Annotated in this window: 19 protein-coding genes; 10 read left to right on the top strand and 9 right to left on the bottom strand. The window is 67.6% G+C overall.

The features are described 5' to 3' along the window. The first annotated feature begins 95 nt into the window (after positions 1 to 95). A complete protein-coding gene (locus ACW4E8_RS04425) occupies positions 96 to 983 on the top strand; it encodes a DMT family transporter (protein WP_456803388.1) in 888 nt (295 codons plus the stop codon). 120 nt (positions 984 to 1,103) lie between these two features. Beyond that, positions 1,104 to 1,952, top strand: coding sequence for an acyl-CoA thioesterase (locus ACW4E8_RS04420; RefSeq protein WP_456803387.1), 849 nt, complete (start codon positions 1,104 to 1,106; stop codon positions 1,950 to 1,952). 13 nt (positions 1,953 to 1,965) lie between these two features. Here ACW4E8_RS04420 and ACW4E8_RS04415 read toward each other — a convergent pair whose 3' ends face one another. Continuing rightward, on the bottom strand, positions 1,966 to 3,225 hold the full coding sequence (locus ACW4E8_RS04415; protein WP_456803386.1) for a muropeptide transporter: 1,260 nt from the start codon (positions 3,223 to 3,225) through the stop codon (positions 1,966 to 1,968). Positions 3,226 to 3,375: 150 nt separating this feature from the next. On the opposite strand from ACW4E8_RS04415, the gene ACW4E8_RS04410 reads away from it, so the two are divergent. Continuing rightward, complete coding sequence (locus ACW4E8_RS04410) at positions 3,376 to 4,338, top strand: M48 family metallopeptidase (protein ID WP_456803385.1); 963 nt, start codon at positions 3,376 to 3,378, stop codon at positions 4,336 to 4,338. 70 nt (positions 4,339 to 4,408) lie between these two features. Here ACW4E8_RS04410 and argC read toward each other — a convergent pair whose 3' ends face one another. Next, complete coding sequence (gene argC, locus ACW4E8_RS04405; protein ID WP_456803384.1) at positions 4,409 to 5,356, bottom strand: N-acetyl-gamma-glutamyl-phosphate reductase; 948 nt, start codon at positions 5,354 to 5,356, stop codon at positions 4,409 to 4,411. A gap of 172 nt (positions 5,357 to 5,528) precedes the next feature. Between argC and ACW4E8_RS04400 the strand changes: the two genes are divergently transcribed. Together ACW4E8_RS04400 and ACW4E8_RS04395 are read left to right on the top strand one after the other, a co-directional pair. Then, entirely contained in the window at positions 5,529 to 5,825 is a 297-nt protein-coding gene (locus ACW4E8_RS04400) for a type II toxin-antitoxin system MqsR family toxin (RefSeq protein WP_456803383.1), read from the top strand. A gap of 15 nt (positions 5,826 to 5,840) precedes the next feature. Continuing rightward, entirely contained in the window at positions 5,841 to 6,242 is a 402-nt protein-coding gene (locus ACW4E8_RS04395) for a type II toxin-antitoxin system MqsA family antitoxin (RefSeq protein WP_456803382.1), read from the top strand. Positions 6,243 to 6,251: 9 nt separating this feature from the next. Here ACW4E8_RS04395 and ACW4E8_RS04390 read toward each other — a convergent pair whose 3' ends face one another. Then, on the bottom strand, positions 6,252 to 7,028 hold the full coding sequence (locus ACW4E8_RS04390; RefSeq protein WP_456803381.1) for an exodeoxyribonuclease III: 777 nt from the start codon (positions 7,026 to 7,028) through the stop codon (positions 6,252 to 6,254). A 27-nt stretch (positions 7,029 to 7,055) separates the two neighbouring features. Here ACW4E8_RS04390 and pyrE point away from each other — a divergent pair, with 27 nt between their 5' ends. Next, positions 7,056 to 7,742 (top strand): orotate phosphoribosyltransferase, encoded by a 687-nt coding sequence (gene pyrE / locus ACW4E8_RS04385; protein WP_456803380.1) that lies wholly within the window; start codon positions 7,056 to 7,058, stop codon positions 7,740 to 7,742. Positions 7,743 to 7,844: 102 nt separating this feature from the next. Then, on the top strand, positions 7,845 to 9,152 hold the full coding sequence (locus ACW4E8_RS04380) for a patatin-like phospholipase family protein (RefSeq protein ID WP_456803379.1): 1,308 nt from the start codon (positions 7,845 to 7,847) through the stop codon (positions 9,150 to 9,152). A gap of 14 nt (positions 9,153 to 9,166) precedes the next feature. On the opposite strand, the gene ACW4E8_RS04375 is transcribed toward ACW4E8_RS04380, so the two are convergent. From ACW4E8_RS04375 to ACW4E8_RS04360, 4 genes are all read right to left on the bottom strand, one after another. Beyond that, positions 9,167 to 9,976 (bottom strand): polyphosphate kinase 2 family protein, encoded by an 810-nt coding sequence (locus ACW4E8_RS04375; RefSeq protein WP_456803378.1) that lies wholly within the window; start codon positions 9,974 to 9,976, stop codon positions 9,167 to 9,169. Positions 9,977 to 10,083: 107 nt separating this feature from the next. Further along, the gene (gene dapF, locus ACW4E8_RS04370) at positions 10,084 to 10,950 is read right to left on the bottom strand and encodes a diaminopimelate epimerase (protein WP_456803377.1); all 867 of its coding nucleotides are present in this window, start codon (positions 10,948 to 10,950) and stop codon (positions 10,084 to 10,086) included. A gap of 42 nt (positions 10,951 to 10,992) precedes the next feature. Continuing rightward, entirely contained in the window at positions 10,993 to 11,886 is an 894-nt protein-coding gene (locus ACW4E8_RS04365; protein WP_456803376.1) for a lipid A biosynthesis lauroyl acyltransferase, read from the bottom strand. Next, the gene (locus tag ACW4E8_RS04360; protein ID WP_456803375.1) at positions 11,883 to 12,785 is read right to left on the bottom strand and encodes a lysophospholipid acyltransferase family protein; all 903 of its coding nucleotides are present in this window, start codon (positions 12,783 to 12,785) and stop codon (positions 11,883 to 11,885) included. Before ACW4E8_RS04360 ends, ACW4E8_RS04365 begins: the two co-directional genes overlap by 4 nt. A 334-nt stretch (positions 12,786 to 13,119) precedes the next feature. On the opposite strand from ACW4E8_RS04360, the gene metK reads away from it, so the two are divergent. Next, on the top strand, positions 13,120 to 14,283 hold the full coding sequence (gene metK, locus ACW4E8_RS04355) for a methionine adenosyltransferase (RefSeq protein WP_456803374.1): 1,164 nt from the start codon (positions 13,120 to 13,122) through the stop codon (positions 14,281 to 14,283). 202 nt (positions 14,284 to 14,485) lie between these two features. Beyond that, a complete protein-coding gene (locus tag ACW4E8_RS04350; RefSeq protein ID WP_456803373.1) occupies positions 14,486 to 15,430 on the top strand; it encodes a Kdo hydroxylase family protein in 945 nt (314 codons plus the stop codon). Here ACW4E8_RS04350 and ACW4E8_RS04345 read toward each other — a convergent pair whose 3' ends face one another. Next, the gene (locus ACW4E8_RS04345) at positions 15,431 to 16,834 is read right to left on the bottom strand and encodes a coniferyl aldehyde dehydrogenase (protein ID WP_456803372.1); all 1,404 of its coding nucleotides are present in this window, start codon (positions 16,832 to 16,834) and stop codon (positions 15,431 to 15,433) included. Positions 16,835 to 17,149: 315 nt separating this feature from the next. On the opposite strand from ACW4E8_RS04345, the gene ACW4E8_RS04340 reads away from it, so the two are divergent. Continuing rightward, positions 17,150 to 18,829: a GMC family oxidoreductase gene (locus ACW4E8_RS04340; RefSeq protein ID WP_456803371.1), complete on the top strand. Its 1,680-nt coding sequence runs from the start codon at positions 17,150 to 17,152 to the stop codon at positions 18,827 to 18,829. 4 nt (positions 18,830 to 18,833) lie between these two features. On the opposite strand, the gene ACW4E8_RS04335 is transcribed toward ACW4E8_RS04340, so the two are convergent. Beyond that, positions 18,834 to 20,495, bottom strand: a complete 1,662-nt coding sequence (locus ACW4E8_RS04335) for an acyl-CoA dehydrogenase family protein (RefSeq protein WP_456803370.1) — start codon at positions 20,493 to 20,495, stop codon at positions 18,834 to 18,836. Positions 20,496 to 20,620: the final 125 nt, after the last annotated feature.

Below are 20,620 nucleotides of genomic sequence, written 5' to 3'. Positions count from 1 at the left end.
TTTGACTTCAGATCAAATATTAATTGAGCGATGACGGGATTGTTGAGCAGATTGCATGGTGGAACAATGCAGCCATTGTCTGACCGGAGTCCGTCATGCCCTCCCAACAACCCTTGCCAGGCGGCGCCTGGCGCATGGTCGCGGCCATGCTGCTGTCTGGCACCATCGGCTGGTTCGTGGTCACCAGCGGCCAACCGCCGCTCGACGTGGTCTTCTTCCGCTGCCTGTTCGGCGGCGCCGCGCTGCTGGGCGTGCTGACGCTGCAGCGCGGTTGGGTGCGGATGACCCGTGCGCAGCTTGGCTGGCTGGTGCTGGGCGGCGTCACGCTGGTGCTCAACTGGCTGGCGCTGTTCTCGGCGTATGCGTACAGCGGCATCGCCATTGCCACGGTGGTCTACCACACCCAGCCGTTCTTCCTGCTGCTGCTCACATCGGTGATCCAGCGCGAGCCGTTCCCGTTCGCGCGGCTGCCATGGCTGGTGCTGGCCTTTGCCGGGGTGATGCTGATCACCGGGCTGGAGCATGGCGCCACTGGCGCGGCGATGCTGGCCGGTATCGGCCTGGCGCTGCTGGCGGCACTGCTGTATGCGGTGACGACCATGGCCACGCGGCGGCTGCAGGCGATTCCGCCGGGCCAGATCGCCGGGCTGCAGATGGTGCTGGGCGTGCTGATGCTGGCGCCGCTGGCCCATCCCGCGGCCGGCAGCTATGGCACCGGCACCTGGGCGGCGCTGCTGGCGCTGGGCCTGGTGCATACGGGTGTGATGTACACGCTGCTGTACGGCGCGTTCCAGCGGCTCAACGTGGTGTCGATCGCCACGCTGTCCTTTGTCTATCCACTGGTGGCGATCGTCATCGACGTGATGGTGTTCGGCGTGGTGCTGGGACCGCTCCAGATCGCCGGCATGGCGCTGGTGCTACTGGGCGTGGTCGCCAACCAGCTAGGCTGGAGCTTGCCGCTGCTGCGGCGTGCGCAAGGCTGATGCGGGCGCCACGGTGCCAGTGGCTGGAGGACTGCCGTATTGACCCGAGCGCTGACTACGGTTAGTGTAGGCAGATGATCGAACGATCGTGCTATTCCCTGCGACCAACCCATACCAGCCATGTCCACTGCGCCCCAGACCCAGACGGCCACTGCCGCCAGCCCGTTCCATCCCCTTGACGACGCGCTGGTGCTGGAGCCGGCCGGCGAACACCGCTTCCTGGGCCGCACCACGCCGGCGTACTGGAACATGATCGGGCCGTTCGGCGGCATCACCGCCGCCACGCTGCTGCAGGCGGCGCTGGACCATCCGCAGCGCCTGGGCGACCCGGTCTCGCTGACGGTCAACTTTGCCGGGCCGATCGCCGAGGGCCCGTTCGAGATCGAGGCGCGCCCGGTGCGCACCAACCGCTCGACCCAGCACTGGACGCTGGAGCTGCGCCAGGGCGATGCCGTAGCCACCACCGCCACCGCCATGTTTGCGGTGCGCCGCGAGACCTGGGCCTGCGGCGAGGCGCTGATGCCGGAGGTGCCAGCGGCCGACACCCTGCCGGCCATGAGCGGGTTTGCGCCGGTGCGCTGGCTCAAGTCCTACGACATGCGTCCGGTGCGCGGCGCCAAGCCGGCCACCGAGGCCGGCACCGAGCACCCGGACAGCCTGACGCAGTTCTGGCTGCGCGACGCGCCGGCGCGCACGCCGGACTTTGCCGCGGTGGCGGCCTGGGCTGACAGCTTCTACCCGCGCATCTTCCTCAAGCGCGCGGGTTTCGTGCCAGCCGGCACGGTGTCGATGACCACCTATTTCCATGCCGATGCGGCCACGCTGGCGGCGTTGGGCCACAGCCACGTGCTGGCCAGCGCGCAGGCGCAGGTGTTCAGGCAGGGCTTCTTCGACCAGCGCGCGCAGCTATGGAGCGCCGGCGGCGAGCTGATCGCCAGCTCGCACCAGATCGTCTACTACAAGGAGTGAGGCAAGCTCGGGCTCAGGCGATCGCTTCGCGCGCCTGGGCCTCGTAGCGATGCACGGTATGGCGCATGGCCCAGAGCAGCATCACGCCGGGCAGCGCCACCACCACGGTGCCCAGGTAGAACGGCGCCCAGCCCCAGGCCTCGACCATATAGCCCGAGGAGGGCCCCACATAGACCCGGCCCACCGACGCCAGCGCCGACAGCAGCGCGTACTGCGTGGCCGAGAACGAGCGGTTGCACAGCGTCATCAGCAGCGCGACGAAGGCCGCCGTGCCCATGCCCCCGCACAGGTTCTCGACCGCAATGGCCGCCCCCATGGTCCACAGGTGCGGTGGCGTCACCGCCAGGATCCAGTAACCCAGGTTTGACACCGCCTGCAGCACGCCGAACAGCATCAGCGAGCGGTACAGGCCCAGGCGCACCATCAGCGTGCCGCCGAACAGCGCGCCGATGATGGTGGCGGCCAGCCCCAGGGTCTTGTTGACGATGCCCACCTCGCCCGCCGAGAAGCCCACACCGCGGATCAGGAAGGTGGTCGACAGGCTGCCGGCAAAGGCGTCGCCAAGCTTGTACAGCACGATCAGCAGCAGCAGCCACCACGCGCCCTGGCGGCCAAAGAAGTCGCGCAGCGGCCCTACCACTGCCTCTTCCAGCGAGTGCGGCGCGCGCGCGGGCACGTCCGGTTCCGGCGCCCACAGCAGCGTGACGATGCCCACGCCCATCAGTGCCGCCATCAGCAGGTAGGTTTGCTGCCAGCCCAGCACGCGGTCGGCCAGCCACAACGCCAGGCCGCCCGAGACCAGCATCGCCAGCCGGTAGCCCAGCACCTTCACCGCCGCGCCGGCGCCGCGCTCGGGCGGGCGCAGCACGTCGGTGCTGTAGGCGTCGAAGACGATGTCCTGCGACGCCGACAGGAAGGCCACCAGCGTGGCCAGCGCCGCCAGCATCCACAACGCCTCGCGCGGCGGGCAGAAGGCCATGCCGGCGATGCCCAGCACCAGCGCCAGCTGCGTCACCAGCAGCCAGCCGCGCCGGCGCCCCAGCAGCGGCGGCGTGTAGCGGTCCATCAGCGGCGCCCACAGGAACTTGAAGATATAGGCCTGGCCCACCAGCGAGAAGAAGCCGATGGTCTTGATATCCAGCCCCTCGACCGTCATCCATGCCTGCAAGGTGCCGGAGGTCAGCGCCAGCGGCAGCCCGGAGGCGAAGCCCAGCGCCAGCATGGCGCCGATGCGACGGTTGCGGAAGATATCGAGATAGGTCTGGAAGGTCATGAACGGGCCGGCGTGAAGCGCCGCGCGGCTGCGCGGGCGCCGTGTATTATTGCATCACCTGTTTGCCTGCCCGCCACATGCGGCACGGCATCGTTGCCGCGGATCACCGATCCGCCTGCCTGGTCTTCCACTGCGTCCGAGGAACCGCAAATGCTCCGCCGCCTGCAAGGTGTTCAGCGTCCCACCCGTGACCGGCTGGTCCGCGCGCTGGCGCTGGCCGCGGTGGCGGCGCCCATGGCCTGGTGCCTGCCCGCCCAGGCGCAGGACAGCGAGGCTGGCGGCATCCGGCTGGACCGCAGCGGCTCGGCCGTGCGCAAGATCGTGCCGGTCGAGGCCATCGAGCAGCAGGCCGCGCAGGAATACGAGCAGCTCAAGCAGGAAGCCATCGCCAAGCATGCACTGGCCGCCGCCGACAACCCGCAACTGGTGCGCCTGCGCGCGATCGGCAAGCGGCTGCTGCCGCAGACCGCACGCTGGAACGAGCGCGCGCGCCAGTGGCAGTGGGAGATCAACCTGATCGGCTCCAGGCAGGTCAATGCGTTCTGCATGCCGGGCGGCAAGATCGCCTTCTATACCGGGTTGCTCGACCAGCTCAAGCTGACCGACGACGAGATCGCCATGGCGATGGGCCACGAGATCGCCCACGCGCTGCAGGAGCATGCGCGCGAGCGCGCCGCCAAGTCAGAGATCACCAATCTCGGCGCCAACGTGATCTCGCAGCTGTTCGGCTTCGGCAACCTTGGCAATATGGCGCTGGGCACCGGCGCCCACCTGCTGACGCTGCGCTTCTCGCGCGCGGATGAGTCCGAGGCGGACCTGGTCGGCATGGATATCGCCGCGCGCGCCGGCTACGACCCGCGCGCCGCGGTGTCGCTGTGGCAGAAGATGGGCAAGGTGAGCCAGTCCGGCACAGAGTTCCTGTCCACGCATCCGTCCGGGCGCAACCGCATCGCCGACCTGGAGAAGCACCTGCCGGAGGTGCTGCCGCTCTATGCGCGCGCGAGCAATACCACGGTGGACAAGCTGCCGCCATACCGCGCCAATATGGCGGGCCTGGGCGGCGCGCCGGTGGACAGCGGCGACGACGACCGGCAGAAGCCGCTGCAACGCTGAGCGGTCTGCTGACGCAAATGAAAAAAGCCGGCATTGCCGGCTTTTTTCTCATTCAGGGCTTGCTGCCGCGTCAGGCGCGCAGCCCCGTGGCCTCGTCGGCGCCCACATGCACGTTCATGCATTGCACCGCCGCGCCGGCCGCACCCTTGCCCAGGTTGTCCAGGCGGGCCACCAGGTTCAGGCGCTCGGCATTGCCGAACACGAACAGGTCGACACGGTTGGTGTCGTTGTTGGCCTGCACGTCGAAGAAGCCGCCGTCGAGGTTGTCGGCGCTGTTGTACGGCATCACGCGCACGAACTGCTCGCCTTCATAGTGCTTGCGGTAGATCTCGACGATCTGCTCGGGGCTGACCTTGCGCGCCAGCCGGTCCGGGAACACCGGCACCGTCACCGCCAGGCCCTTCAGGAAGTTGCCGACGATCGGGTTGAAGACCGGCGCCTGCGCCAGGCCGGCCTGCACGCGCATTTCGGGCAGGTGCTTGTGTTCCAGGCCCAGCGCGTACGGGCGCGGGCTGTCCAGCTTCGGGTTACCGCCGGCTTCGAATTCGGCAATCATCGACTTGCCGCCGCCACTGTAGCCGGTCAGCGAGAACGCCGAAACCGGGTAGTCGGCCGGCAGCACACCGGCGTCCACCAGCGGACGCACTGCCAGCACGAAGGCGCTGGCGTGGCAGCCCGGCACCGCAATGCGCTTGCTGGCGCGGATCTTCTCGCGCTGGCCGCGCGCCAGCTCGGGCAGGCCATAGGCCCAGCTGTCGGTGGTGCGGAACGCCGTGCTGGCGTCGATCACGCAGGTGTTCGGGTTGGTCACCAGCGACACCGCCTCGCGCGAGGCCACATCGGGCAGGCACAGGAAGGCGACGTCGGCGGCGTTCAGGAATCGTGCTCGTTCGGCCGGGTCCTTGCGCTTGTCATCGGCAATGCGCAGCAGTTCCACGTCGGAACGGCCGGAAAGATAGTCAAGCAGCCGGAGACCGGTGGTGCCTTCCTGACCATCGACGAACACTTTGAAAACCATGGCTGACTCACTCAATGAGGTGCGGGAAATGCGAAACGTCCCCTGCCGCATGCGGTAGGGAACCTGCATTGTAGCGGGGATGGGGGCTGGTCGCAGGGGTTTGTACCGATGGGATTATTGCGATCTGGCACAGTTCGGGGCTTGCAGGATATAACCAAGTAGGTTAATTTGCATGGAAAAGGGGACGGCGCATTACCCGCTCTGGCGGGTCAGGGAGTTGATTGGAGCAAAGCGGGTACGTGTCACCCGATGCGCGCGTGATGGCGCCACGGCACTCGGCTTTGACATGGCCGGGCTGGCGCAGGTGGTCGCGGGCCTGAGCAGTGCCGATTTTTACAAGAGCATGACGGCCTACGCCGACCACGCCGTCTGGCAGGACGTCTACCGCCCGGTGACACCGTACGGCGGGGTGTACCTGAAGCTGACCGTGACTGAAGACCTGCTGGTCGTGTCGTTCAAGGCACGATGAAAGGAGCTGAGCAAAATGAAATGCCCCGTGTGCGGCGCGGCTGAACTGGTGGCCGACGTGCGCGATGTCCCCTACACCTACCGTGGCGAAACCACGGTCCTGGAAGCCGTGCGCGGCGAGTTCTGCCCGGAATGCGGCGAATCCGTGACCGACTGGCAGGAGAGCGACCGGTTGATGAAGCTGATGAACGCGTTCAACCGCCAGGTCAACGCCGCATTTGTCGAGCCTGCCTACATCACCGGCGTGCGCAAGAAACTCCGCCTCGACCAGCGCGAAGCCGCCGAGATCTTCGGCGGCGGTGTCAATGCGTTCTCGCGCTACGAGACCGGCCGGACCAAGCCGCCGCTGGCGCTGGTCAAGTTGTTGAAGTTGCTTGATCGCCACCCGGAACTGCTCGAAGAGATCCGGGCGGCGTAAGCGCCGTGCTCAGAGCGGGAAGTCGTAGTCGATCGACAGCGGCGCGTGGTCGCTGAACTTCTCGTCCTTGTAGATCGAGCACAGGTGCGCCGTGTCAGCGATCTTGGGCGTGGCCAGGTGGTAGTCGATGCGCCAGCCGACATTCTTGGCGTAGGCCTGGCCGCGGTTGCTCCACCAGGTGTACTGGTCGGGGCGCGGGTCCAGCTTGCGGAACACGTCGACATAGCCGTGGCTGTCGAACAGTTCGCCGATCCAGGCGCGTTCTTCCGGCAGGAAGCCTGAGTTCTTCAGGTTGCCCTTCCAGTTCTTGATGTCGATTTCCTTGTGCGCAATGTTGACGTCACCGCACAGCACGATCTCGCGCCCGCTTGCCTTCAGTTGCAGCAGGTGCGGCAGGAAGGACTCCATGAAGCGGAACTTTGCCTGCTGGCGCTCCTCGCCGCTGGAGCCGGACGGCACGTACACCGAGATCACCGCCAGGTGCGGATACTGCACTTCCACATAGCGGCCTTCGTTGTCGAACTCGGGAATGCCGAAGCCGGTGACCACGCGCTCGGGCTGATGGCGCGTGTAGAGGCCCACGCCGCTGTAGCCCTTCTTCTCGGCGTAATGGAAATAGCCGTGGTAGCCATGTGGCGCAAGGAACGCTTCCGTCATGTCGGCGGCCTGCGCCTTCAGTTCCTGCACGCAGACCATGTCTGCGTCCTGCTTGCCCATCCAGTCGAAAAAGCCCTTCTTCGACGCGGAGCGGATGCCGTTGAGGTTGGCGCTGATAATCCGTAACATTCGGGGAAATTTTGAATTCAGAGAGAAATGATGACGCAGCAGAAACCGCCCGCGGGTACCGATCTCAGCCAGACCTTTATCCGCTTTGCGCTCGATGCGGGCGTGCTGTCATTTGGTGAGTTCGTCACCAAGGCCGGCCGCAAGTCGCCTTACTTCTTCAACGCCGGCCTGTTCAACCAGGGCGCGATGCTGGGCGAGGTGGCGCAATTCTATGCCAAAACCCTGCTGGCCTCGGGCGTGCAATTCGACGTGCTGTTCGGGCCGGCCTACAAGGGCATCACGCTGGCGTCGGCCACCGCGGTGGCGCTGGCGGGCATGGGACGTGACGTCGGCTTCGCCTACAACCGCAAGGAAGCCAAGGATCACGGCGAAGGCGGCACGCTGGTCGGGGCCAAGCTGCAGGGCAAGGTGGTCATTGTCGACGACGTGATCTCCGCCGGCACCTCGGTCCGCGAATCGGTGAACATGATCCGCGCCGCCGGCGCCGAGCCGGCCGCGGTGCTGATCGCACTGGACCGCATGGAAAAGAGCGGTACCGCCGAGCAGGTCGGCACCCATTCCGCCGTGCAGGACGTGCAGCGCGAATTCGGCATCCCGGTGATCGCGATCGCCAGCCTGAAGGACCTGCTGGCGTACCTGGATGCGTCCCAGGACCCGGCGCTGGGTGCTTCGCGCGAGGCCGTGGCGGCCTATCGTCAGCGCTACGGCGTCTGAAACCGTTGATGACAATGGGGTGCTGCCAACCAGCGCCCTCTTTCCGCACGTTCGGCGGACAGCGGACGGACGGCTGACTTTCAGACTGGGAGGGAGCGCGGCGTGGCGGCAAAAGAGCGGCAGGAACGGGCAGGGCGGCAGGCGGCAACGCCAACCACAACGGCGGAATCGGCCGGCAATGGCGACTCGCTGGCCGAGCGCGGCGCGCAGGTGCTGCCGCGCAAGCCGGTGCGCCAGGCTGCCAAGGCCCCGGACCGGCCGGCGCACGAGGCCTATGCCGTGCGCGCGCTGGTGCTGCAGGGCGGCGGCGCGCTCGGGGCCTACCAGGCCGGCGTGTACCAGGGCCTTGCCGAGGGCGGGATCTACCCGAACTGGGTTGCCGGCATCTCCATCGGTGCGCTCAACGCTGCCATCATCGCCGGCAATCCGCCCCAGCGCCGCGTGGAACAGCTGCGCGCCTTCTGGGAGTACATCTGCGCGCAGCCGTGGCTGCCTAGCCCGTCACACACCTGGTTCGCCGACCATGCCGAAGGCTGGCCCGAGCCGATGCGGATCTGGTTCGACGGCCTGCATGCGACACGCGCGATGCTCGAAGGCCAGCGCGGCTTCTTCCAGCCGCGCAGCTGGCCGGAGCTGATGTCGCGCTACTCGGACCCGAGCCGTGCCAGCTTCTACGACACCACGCCGCTGAAGGCGACGCTCGAGCGCTTTGCCGACTTCGACCTGATCAACCACCGCCCCGACCTGATGCGCGTCTCGGTGGGGGCGGTCAATGTGCGAACCGGCAATTTCGCCTACTTCGACAATACCCGCGACCAGCTCTGCCCCGAGCATTTCATGGCCTCGGGCGCGCTGCCGCCGGGCTTTCCGGCAGTGGAGATCGATGGCGAGTACTACTGGGACGGCGGGCTGGTGTCGAACACGCCGCTGGCCGAGGTGCTGACCGCGCAGCCGCGGCGCGACGCGCTGATCTTCCAGGTCGACCTGTGGAGCGCGCGCGGCAAGCTGCCGCACGACCTGGTCGATGTGGCCGAGCGCGAGAAGGAGATCCGCTATTCCAGCCGCACGCGCGCCATTACCGACTACATGCGCGAGCAGCAGAACATGCGCCGCATGCTCAATGAAGTGATGGCGCTGGTGCCCGCGTCAAAGCGCGACAACGCATCGTACCGGCGCGCCGCGGAACAGGCTTGCGATGCCCGGCGCAACGTGATCCAGCTGATCTACCGCGACAAGTCGTTCGAGAACATGGCCAAGGACTACCAGTTCGGCTCGCTCACCATGCACGAGCACTGGACCAGCGGCCTGGAAGATATCCGCCAGACCCTGCGCCATCCGCAATGGCTGGCGATGCCCAGCCGCGAGCACCCCTTCGTCACGCACGACGTGCACCGCGGCAACGGTGGCTGAGGCGGCCGGGCGGCTCAGTCGACCTTGATCCTGGCCAGTTCCGGCCGGGCCGGCGGGTAGGCCGGCTTGAGGTCCTCGAAGACCTTGGTCAGGATCTCCGCCACCATCAGGTTGCGGTGCGTCTTGGAGTCGGCCGGCACCACGTACCACGGGCATTCGGGCGTGCTGGTCGCCATGATGGCAGCCTCGTAGGCGTCCATGTAGGCCTTCCAGTGCTTGCGCTCGGCCAGGTCGTTGGTGTCGAACTTCCAGTGTTTCTCCGGGTCCGCCAGGCGCGCTTCGAGCCGTGCCTTCTGCTCGTCGCGGGAAATATGCAGGAAGCACTTGACGATGGTGGTGCCGGTCTCGGTCAGCATCGACTCGAAGTCCCGGATCTGGCGGAAGCGCCGCTCGCACTCGGCGGTATCGATCCAGTCGTGCACGCGCGTGATCAGCACGTCTTCATAATGGCTGCGGTTGAAGACCACGATCTCGCCCGTCTTCGGTACCTGCAGGTGGATGCGCCACAGGTAGTCGCGCGCCAGTTCCTCCGGCGACGGGGACTTGAAGCCCACCACGCGGATGCCCAGCGGATCGAAGCTGCGGAACACGCCGCGCACGGTGCCGTCCTTGCCGCTGGTATCCATGCCCTGCAGCACGACCAGCAGCTTGCGCCGGTGCTCGGCGTAGAAGATGTCCTGCTGCGCGTCGAGGGCGTTGCTCAGCTCGATGATGCGGGCAAGGTCTTCGTCTTTCTTGCCGCACGACAGCGGCTTGCTGCCCGGGTCGAAGTCGGCAAGGCGAAGACGCTTGCCCGAGGTGATGCGGAAATCGTCCAGCGGCATGGGCGCTCCATCGGTCTGACCAGCAAGATCAAGGGAATGGGCGCCCCCGCCGGGGCTCCGCGGCAAGGAATGCGGGGCGTGTGGAAAGGGGCGCACAGCCCCTATGGTCAGGCCGGCAGGGCTGCCAGGTCAATGCTGCCTTCAAACACGGTGGTGGCCGGGCCGGTCATGCGCACCGGTTCCGCACCGCCGTCCCAGGCAATGGTCAGTTCGCCGCCGTGGGTATGCACCCGCACCGGCGAGTCCAGCAGGCCGCGCCGGATGCCGGCCACCACGGCCGCGCAGGCGCCGGTGCCGCAGGCCAGGGTTTCGCCGGCACCGCGTTCGTAGACACGCAGCCGGATGGTATTGCGGTCCTGCACCTGCATGAAGCCGGCATTGACGCGGTTGGGGAAGGCGGCATGGTGTTCAACCACCGGGCCGTCCTGCAGCACCGGGAAGTTCTCCACGTCGTCCACCACCTGCACCGCGTGCGGATTGCCCATCGATACCGCCGAGATCCATTCGGTGCGGCCGTTGACCTCCAGGCCGTACTGCGTGTCCGCGCCTTCCGCGCGGGTGGGCAGGCCTTCGGCACGGAACGGCACGCGCGCCGGTTCCAGCTCGGGCGCACCCATGTCCACCGTGACCTGGCCGTCGTCCTGCAGCGTCAGGGTAATGACGCCGTTCATCACCTCCACGCGCACCGAGCGCTTGTCGGTCATGCCCTTGTCAGTGACAAAGCGCACAAAGCAGCGCGCGCCGTTGCCGCAGTGCTCCACCTCGCTGCCATCGGCATTGACGATGCGGTAGCGGAAGTCGACATCGGGCCGGGACGGCTTTTCAACGATCAGGATCTGGTCCGCGCCCACGCCGAAATGCCGGCTGGCCAGCGCGCGCCATTGCGCCGGGGTCAGGTCGATCTGCTGGTGGATGCCGTCGAGCACGACAAAGTCGTTGCCGGCGCCGTGCATCTTGGTGAACTGGAGTTTCATGGTGGGGATTGTAGCTGCGCGGCGCCGGATATGCCGGCGCGCTCAGTAGATCTCGGGCTCGCCCGGCAGGCGGTGCTTGAAGCGCTTGTGCACCCAGTAGTACTCCGGCACGCGCGGGCGGATGCAGGCCTCGAAGAAGGCATTCATGCGGCGCGTGTCGTCGGTGACGCTTGCGCCGGGGTAGTCTTCCCAGGGCGGCAGGATGCGCAGCACATAGCCCTGGTAGTCAGGCAGCATCTCGGTGTAGATCGGCACCACCCTGGCCCCGGTCAGGCGTGCCAGCCGCGACACCGAGGTCAGTGTCAGCGCCTGCACGCCGAAGAACGGCACGAACTCGGAGTCGCGCTCGCCGAAATCCATGTCGGCGATCAGCTGCAGCGCCTCGCCCTTCTTCAGGCAGCGCAGGATGTCGCGCGCGCTGTCGTTGCGCGAGATCATGTTGGCGCCGAAGCGCCCGCGCGCGTGCTTCAGGAAGTGGTCGAACAGGTCGTTCTTCTGCCTGGTATAGAGCGATGCGCCGGAGCGGCCGAGTTGCTCGCGCAGGTGGATGCTGAGCCGGATCGCGCCGGCTTCCACGCCCGACAGGTGCAGCGTCACCAGGATATGCGGGGTGCCATCCAGCGCCACCAGGTCGGCCTGGTCGTCGATCTGCACCCAGCGGCGCATCTGCGCTTCGTTGCCGGTCCAGAAGATGCCGCGCTCGGCAAAGCTGCGGAACAGGATGCGGAAGCTCTGGCGCGACATTTCGTCGATCTCGGCCTCGGTCTTGTCAGGGAAGCACAGGCGCAGGTTTGCCCGCACCACGCGGCGGCGTTCGCTGGGGACCAGGTAGAGCAGGCTGCCGAGCCCTTCGCCGAAGCGGGCAACAAACGGATATGGCAGCTTGCCCAGCACCGTCAGCAGTCCGATGCCGAGCCAGGTGAACACGCGGCTCATGAAAGGGAAGGATCAGTGGTCGTCTTGGTCGCGGTGCTGGCGGTATAGTCAGGCGGCAGCTCGGCGCCGGCCGGATGCTTGTAGCGGTGGTAGCCCCACAGGTACTGCGTGGGCGCCATGGCCACCAGTTGTTCGATATGGCGGTTGATCACGCCGGCGGCCTCGGCGGCATCCTCGGGCAGCATGCCGCCGCCGTCGATCACCCGGTAGTGGCCGCGATAGCCCGCGCCGCGCGGCAGCCGCTCGGCAAACACCACCACCACCGGCGCCTGCGTCAGTTGCTGCAGCCGGTGCACCAGCGCCATGGTGTAGGCCGGCTTGCCAAAGAACGGCGCCCAGTTGCCTTCACCGCCGGTCGGGACCTGGTCCGGCAGGATGCCCACCGCCTGGCCGCGCTTGAGCGCCTTGACCAGCATGCGCACGCCGCGTGGCGTGGCCGGCGCCATATGCATATTGGGGCGCGTACGCATTTTCTCGATCCAGTCGCGCAGCCACGGTTGGTGCGGCGGCTTGAACAGGGCGGTGACCGGGCGCAGCAAGGCATGGGACTGAGGCAGCACTTCAAAGCAGCCCAGGTGCGGCGTCAGGATGATGAGCCCCTTGCCGCGCGCTTGCAGCGTCCCCAGGGCCGGCCACATGTCGTCGTCGAAGCCATGCAGCTTCGCGCCGATCTTGCTGCGGCTCCAGAAGTAAGGCATCTCGATGATCATGCGCCCGGCCGAGCGGCCGGCTTCGTCGATCATCGCGTCGGTCGCATCCGGAAACGCGAGGCGGAAGTTTTCCCTCAGGCGCTGGCTATAGCGGCCGGGCAGTCTCGCCGCGATTAGCCCAAGCACACCACCCACGGCTTGAAGCAGGCGGAGCGGAAAACGGGAGATCAGCCAGAAAATAAAGGTCATCAGGCGCGAAAAGCGAGCCTGTCGCGCGTCCGTGCCGGAAAACGGGCGGGCCAACAGGCGTTTTTTTCGATGGCGGTATTCAGATCCGCGCGCAGCGTGCCGACATCCGGCAAGGCGCACGGCCAGCGCGCGCCAAGGCGGCGCTGGTGTTGCGCCGGCGCCCCTGGCGCGCTGCAACGAGCCCGGCAGGCGCGTATAATAGCGTGTATCGCCGAGTTAACTGACAACTTGCGGGGCGATGCGGCTCTGACCGGGCTGCCTGAAATACCGCTAAAGCGTCGCCGCCATGAACCGCACGGGCTGGCACGCAATAGCCAACCTGGAGAATAAGTTCGTGGCAAACGACTTCCTTTTTACTTCGGAATCTGTTTCCGAAGGCCATCCCGACAAGGTCGCCGACCAGATTTCCGACGCCGTCCTCGACGCCATTCTGGCTCAGGACAAGTACGCGCGTGTGGCTGCCGAGACGCTTTGCAACACCGGCCTGGTGGTGCTGGCAGGGGAAATCACCACGACCGCCAACGTCGATTACATCCAGATCGCACGCGACACCATCAAGCGCATCGGTTACGACAACACCGAGTACGGCATCGACTACAAGGGCTGCGCCGTGCTGGTGGCCTATGACAAGCAGTCGCCCGACATCGCCCAGGGCGTGGACCGCGCCTCCGACGACTACCTGAACCAGGGTGCCGGCGACCAGGGCCTGATGTTCGGCTATGCCTGCGACGAGACCCCGGAACTGATGCCGTTCCCGATCTACTACGCCCACCGCCTGGTCGAGCGCCAGTCGCAGCTGCGCCGCGACGGCCGCCTGCCCTGGCTGCGCCCGGACGCCAAGTCGCAGGTCACGGTGCGTTATGTCGACGGCAAGCCGCACAGTGTTGACACCGTGGTGCTGTCGACCCAGCATTCGCCCGACATCGCCCAAGCCCAGATCCGCGAAGCCGTGATCGAGGACATCATCAAGGCGGTGCTGCCGGCCGAGATGCTCAAGGAAACCAAGTACCTGGTGAACCCGACCGGGCGCTTCGTGATCGGCGGCCCGCAGGGCGACTGCGGCCTGACCGGGCGCAAGATCATCGTCGATACCTACGGCGGCGCCTCGCCCCACGGTGGCGGCGCGTTCTCGGGCAAGGACCCGTCCAAGGTCGACCGCTCGGCCGCCTACGCCGCGCGCTACGTCGCCAAGAACGTGGTGGCCTCGGGCCTGGCGCGCCAGTGCCAGGTGCAGGTCAGCTATGCCATCGGCGTGGCCCGCCCGATCAACGTCACGGTCTACACCGAAGGCACCGGCAAGATCCCCGACGCCAAGATCGCCGAACTGGTGCAGGAGCATTTCGACCTGCGCCCGAAGGGCATCGTGCAGATGCTGGACCTGCTGCGTCCGATCTACGAGAAGACCGCCGCCTACGGCCACTTCGGCCGCGAAGAGCCGGAATTCTCGTGGGAAGCCACCGACAAGGCGGCTGCCCTGCGCGCCGCGGCCGGCCTGTAAGCGCCACCCGCGCCAGCAGCACTGACGGCAAGCCCCGCCGGCCCGCAAGGGCCCGCGGGGTTTTTTTACGCGGGCTTGATCCTGGTCCAGTCGCCGCGTGACGCCGGCGCCACGGCTGGCGGCAGGGAGTAAAATCCCGCCATCCCCAGCCGCCACGCCGGCGGCCGACCCCAAACACTGGTGACCGTTTCCAGAGGATGCCATGTCCGAAGCGCCTGCCCTTGCCCCCTCGACTTCAACCCAGCCGCCCGCCGCCGCCGGCCAGCTCAACCTGATCCGCCCGCAGCCGTATACCGACTGGGCGCCGCAGGTCACGGCCGAGGAACGCGCCACCCTGCGCCGCGAGCTGGAGCAGGGCGCCGTGCTGTACTTCCCGAACCTGAATTTCCGTTTCCAGCCGGGCGAAGAGCGCTTCCTGGACAGCCGCTATTCCGACGGCAAGTCCAAGAACATCAACCTGCGCGCCGACGACACCGCGGTGCGCGGTGCCCAGGGCAGCCCGCAGGACCTGGCGGGCCTGTACACGCTGATCCGCCGCTACGCCGACAACAGCGAATTGCTGGTGCGCACGCTGTTCCCGGAATACATCCCGCACATGACGCGCGCCGGCACCTCGCTGCGGCCCAGCGAGATCGCCGGGCGCCCGGTCAGCTGGCGCAAGGACGACACCCGCCTGCACGTGGACTCGTTCCCGTCCAACCCGATGCTGGGCAAGCGCCTGTTGCGCGTGTTCCACAATATCGACCCGGCCGCGGCGCGCGTGTGGCGCGTGGGCGAGCCGTTCGGCGATTTTGCGCAAAAGTTCGTGCCCAGGACCCATGGCATGTGGCCGGGGCAGGCGGCGCTGATGAAGCTGCTGCATATCACCAAGCGCAAGCGCTCGGAATACGACCACCGCATGCTGCAGCTGCATGACCTGGCCAAGGCCGACCTGGATTACCAGGCCAAGGTGCCGCAGCAGGAATTCCACTTCCCGCCGGGTTCCACCTGGATCGTCTTCAGCGACCAGCTGCTGCACGCGGCCATGCGCGGACGGGCGATGATGGAGCAGACCATCTACCTGGCGCCGCAGGCGATTTCCGACCACACCCACTCGCCCGAGGCGGTGCTGTCGCGCATGCTTGGGCGGCCGATGCTGGTGTCCTGATCAACGCAAAAGCAGGCGCAACATGGTTTCGAAGGTCTTGCCGTAAGGCGGCTTGAGCAGGCCGGCGCCGTTCAGGCCGGCCTGGTGGAACACCGGCTTCACCTTGGAGAAGGTGTCGAAGCCCGCCTGCCCATGATAGGCGCCCATGCCGCTGGCGCCGACCCCGCCGAAGGGCAGGCCGTCCTGGGCGATATGGAAAAGCGTGTCGTTGACGGTGACACCGCCGGCAACGGTCTGGTTCATCACATGGCCGATGGCGCCGCGGTTGCGCTCGAACAGGTACAACGCCAGCGGGCGCGGGCGCGCATTGATGTAGTCCACCGCCTCGTCCAGGGTGCGGTACGTCACCACGGGCAGCACCGGCCCGAAGATCTCCTCGCGCATCGCCGTGACGCCTTCGGGCACATCCAGCAGCAGCACCGGCGGCAGGCGCCGCGCCTGCGCGTCCGGCTGCGCATCGGACAGCGGCACCACGGTGGCGCCTTGCGCCGCGGCTTCATCCACCAGCGCCGCCAGGCGCGCGAAGTGGCGCGGGCTGATGATGCTGGTGTAGTCCCCGTTGCGCGCCAGGTCCGGATAGAGCCGGCCCACGCACTGGCGTGCCGCTTCCACCAGTTGCCCGCGCAAGTCTTCCGGCACCAGCACGTAGTCTGGCGCGATGCAGGTCTGGCCCGCGTTCATCAGCTTGCCCACCAGGATGCGCTCCACCGCACGCGGCAGGTCGGCGCCGGCGCCGATAATCGCCGGCGATTTGCCGCCGAGTTCCAGCGTCACCGGCGTCAGGTTGGCGGCCGCCGCGCGCATCACATGGTGGCCGACCGCGGTCGAGCCGGTGAACAGCAGGTGGTCGAAGGGCAGCGCGGTAAAGGCGCTCGCCACCTCGGCATCGCCGTTGACCACCACGATCTCGTCCGGCGCAAAGTGCTGCGGCACCAGTTGCGCGAACAAGGCCGCAAAGCGCGGCGTGTATTCCGACAGCTTCACCATGGCGCGGTTGCCCGCCGCCAGCGCGCCGGCCAGCGGCCCCACCGTCAGGTACAGCGGATAGTTCCAGGGCACCACGATGCCCACTACCCCCAGCGGCTGCGGCACCAGCCGCGAGCGGCCCGGGCGGAACCAGAAGCCGGTGGGGGCGCGGCGCACGCGCATCCAGCGCTTGCCGTGGCGCAGCGCGTCGTCGATGCCGCCCAGGCTCGGGAATACCTCCAGCAGCGCGGTTTCCTGCCGCGGCCGGTTGGTGAAGTCCGCGTGGATGGCGGCGGCAATGGCAGCCTCGTTCTCTGTCACCAGCCGGCGCAGGCGCCGCAGGCGGTCGGCGCGCACGGGCCAGGCGGGCAGCTGGTCGCGCCGTGACGCGGCGTGCATGGCGCCAAAGACGGACGACAGGTCGGGGACTTCTCGCATTGCTGCGCTCCTGGGCAAGGGACGTGTGGGGAAAGTGGACGCGGATCGCGGCGGGTGGCGGTGCAGCGGTCCGCGTGTTCCCGCGCACGATAAGGTAGCGTGCCAGCCATGGCAATGGAAGTTTCCTACCAGAAGGGCAATTCAAACGCCCGTCTGCGCAGCGCCGGCGGCTCGCGCCACAGGGCTTCTCCACAGTCCGGGCTAGCGCCTACACTGAATCTCACAGCTTGCCATCCGCTGGACGGACAGGGCGCGCACGCACTGGCGCGGCCCGGCTCACGCACGCGCGCCGCCTGCGGACTCGCGGGGAGACAGATGGAAACCACCTTTGACTACGTCATCGTCGGCGCGGGCTCGGCGGGCTGTGCGCTGGCGGGGCGGCTTGCCGACAGCGGCGACGACACCATTGCCCTGGTCGAGGCCGGGCACCACGATCACCATGTGCTGGTACGCACACCCGCGGCGCTTGCCGCGCTGCTGCCGCGCGCGGGGGCACGCAACTACGGCTATGAAACCGTGCCGCAGCCAGGCCTGAACGGCCGCCGCGGCTACCAGCCGCGCGGGCGTGGGCTGGGCGGCAGTTCCTCGATCAACGCCATGATCTACACGCGCGGCCGTGCCGCCGACTATGACGCGTGGGCCGCCGCCGGCTGCGACGGCTGGTCGTGGGACGACGTGCTGCCGTACTTCCGCCGCGCCGAGTGCAATGAACGCCTGGCCGGCAGCGACGACGACCCGCTGCACGGCGGCAACGGCCCGTTGCACGTCAGCGACCTGCGCACCCCCAACCCCTTTGCCGAACGCTTCATCGAGGCTGCGCAGCAGGCGGGCTTCCCGCGCAACGACGATTTCAACGGCGAAGAGCAGGAGGGCGTGGGCTGGTACCAGGTCACGCAGCACGCGGGCGAGCGCTGGAACGCGGCGCGTGCCTACCTGCACGGTGGCAACAAGCGCGACCGGGCCTGCAACGGCGGCCGCGCGCACCTGCAGGTGCTGACCGATACGCAGGCGCTGCGCATTGTTTTCGAAGGCCGCCATGCGGCCGGGGTGCAGGTGGTGCGCGAGGGCCGCCGGCAACTGCTGCGCGCGCGCCGCGACGTGATCGTGTGCGCGGGCACATTCGGCTCGCCGCAGCTGCTGATGGTGTCGGGCGTCGGCCCCGCCGCGCAGTTGCGCGAACATGGCATCGCCGTCGTGCATGACCTGCCCGGCGTGGGCGCCAACCTGCAGGACCACCTGGACATCGTGCTGCACAAGCGCGTGGCCGTGCCTGAATTGTTCGGCGTGTCATTCGGCGGCCTGGCGCGGCTGGTGTCTGAAATGCTGCGCTACCGGCGCGAGCGCACCGGCATGATGTCAAGCAACTTCGCCGAGGCAGGCGGCTTCCTGCGCAGCCGCCCGGATCTGCCCGAGCCCGACCTGCAGCTGCATTTCGTGGTCGGCATGGCGGATGACCACATGCGCCGGCTGAACTTCGGCCACGGCTATTCCTGCCATGTCTGCGTGCTGCGCCCGCGCAGCCGCGGCGAGGTGCGGCTGGCCTCGCACGATATCCGGCGCGCGCCGCTGATCGACCCGCAATACCTGAGCGATGCGCGCGACCTGGACGACATGGTGGCCGGCGTGCGCATCGTGCGCAGCATCTTTGCGCAGCCGCAGCTGGCCGGCTTCGGCGGGCGCGAACTTTATTCCGCCGGCCTGCGTGCCGATGGCAGCGACGACGCTGCCGTGCGCGAGATGATCCGCGAGCATGCCGACACCATCTATCACCCGGTGGGCACCTGCCGCATGGGCATGGATGCGATGGCGGTGGTGGACCCGCAATTGCGCGTGCGCGGCGTCGAGGGCTTGCGCGTGGTCGATGCGTCGGTGATGCCGACCCTGGTCGGCGGCAACATCAATGCGCCCGCCATCATGATCGGCGAGCGCGCGCATGACCTGATCCGCTATGCGCCGCGGGTGATGCTGCGGGTGCTGGAATCGATGGAGGCTTGAATCGTTAGCCTTCGAAGCCGCGCGAGAACACCCGCTTGAGCGCGTCGGCATCCGCATCCAGCGTGCCGAACACGCGCCCGTGCTGCCGTCCCAGCCGGCTGGCGACGAACAGCTCGGCATTCTCGGTATCGGCATGCGCCAGCATCAGCGCGGCCTGCGTGGTCAGCACCAGTCCCTGCGCAAAGCGGCGCGCGTTGGCTTCCAGCAGCTCGGGGGGCTCGCGCAGCATGGCCTGCAGCGACGCCAGTTCCGCGCGCACCGCAGGATGGCCGCCGGCGCGGCGCGACAGGTCCTGCAGCAAGCATGCGGCATCGTCGGGATTGCGCTGGATCGCGCGCAGCACGTCCAGGCACATGATGTTGCCCGAGCCTTCCCAGATCGAGTTGACCGGCGCCTCGCGGTACAGCCGCGCCATCGGGCCTTCTTCCACGTAGCCGTTGCCGCCCCAGACTTCCATGGCTTCGCCGGTGGCTTCCAGCGTGCGCTTGCAGACCCAGAACTTGGCCGCGGGGGTGACCACGCGCTTCCATGCCGCCGCGAGCGGATCATCGTCAGCGTGCTCGAAGGCGTGGCCCAGCTCCATCATCAGCAGCGTGGCCGCTTCGGATTCCAGCGCCAGGTCGGCCAGCACATTGCGCATCAGCGGCTGGTCGGCCAGCAGGCGCCCGAAGGCGCTGCGGTGGCGCGCATGGTGCAGCGCCTGCACAAAGGCCGCGCGCAGGATCGCGGCGCTGCCGATCACGCAGTCCAGCCGCGTGCTCGTGGCCATCTCGATGATGGTCGGGATGCCGCGGCCTTCCTCTCCGATCAGGATGCCGGTGGCGTCGCGGAACTCCACCTCGCTGCTGGAATTGGAGCGGTTGCCGAGCTTGTCCTTGAGCCGCTGGATCAGCACCGCGTTCTTGCTGCCGTCGTCGCGAAAGCGCGGCACGAAGAAGCACGACAGCGGGCCGTCTTCGGCGCCCATGCGCGCGACCACCAGGTGCGCATCGCACATCGGCGCGGAGAAGAACCACTTGTGCCCGGTCAGCGCGTATTCCGCGCCGCGGCCCTCGCCGCGCACCGCGCGCGCCACGGTAGTGTTGGCGCGCACGTCCGAGCCGCCCTGCTTCTCGGTCATGCCCATGCCGATCATGATCGCGCTCTTGCTGCGCCACGGCAGGTCGCGCGCATCGTGTTCGGTCGCATAGAGCCGCGGCTCCAGCTCGGCAAACAGTGCGGTTTCCTTGCGCAGCACCGGGATGCTGGCGAAGGTCATGGTGGGCGGGCACAGCGAGCCGGATTCCACCTGCGCCTGCAGGAAGTAGCCGGCGGTGCGCGCCACCCATGCACCCGCGCGCGGCTGGGCGAAGGGCAGGGCCTGCAGCTGCTGGCTGCGCAGCAAGCCCAGCAGCGCGTGCCAGCTCGGGTGGAAATCCACGGCATCAATGCGCTCGCCGGTGCGGCTGTGCGTGTGCAGCTCGGGCGTGTGGTGGTTGGCATCGGCTGCCCATTGCTGGACTTCCGGCTCGCCCAGGCGCGCGCCGAACTGGCCCAGCGCGGCGGCATGCCAGCCGCCTCCCAGCCGATCCAGGGCGCCGCGCAGTGACGGGTCGGTGGCAAACAGGTTGTAGTGCGCGAGATCGGGCACCTGGTTGAATACGCGGTGGGTGGCAGCTTCAGTCATGGCGGCATGGAAGGTGGACGCGTCCTGCTTGCATGGTAGAGCACGTGACGCGCGTTTGAGTGCATTGCCATGCCCTTGCGTGGGATTCGTGCGCTGCAGCATGCGTCATTTGATACCTGTGCGCA

The organism is Cupriavidus sp. CP313 (assembly GCF_054072015.1).
The sequence above is the reverse complement of the archived record's forward strand: the minus strand, read 5'-3'. Positions and strand labels throughout refer to the sequence as shown.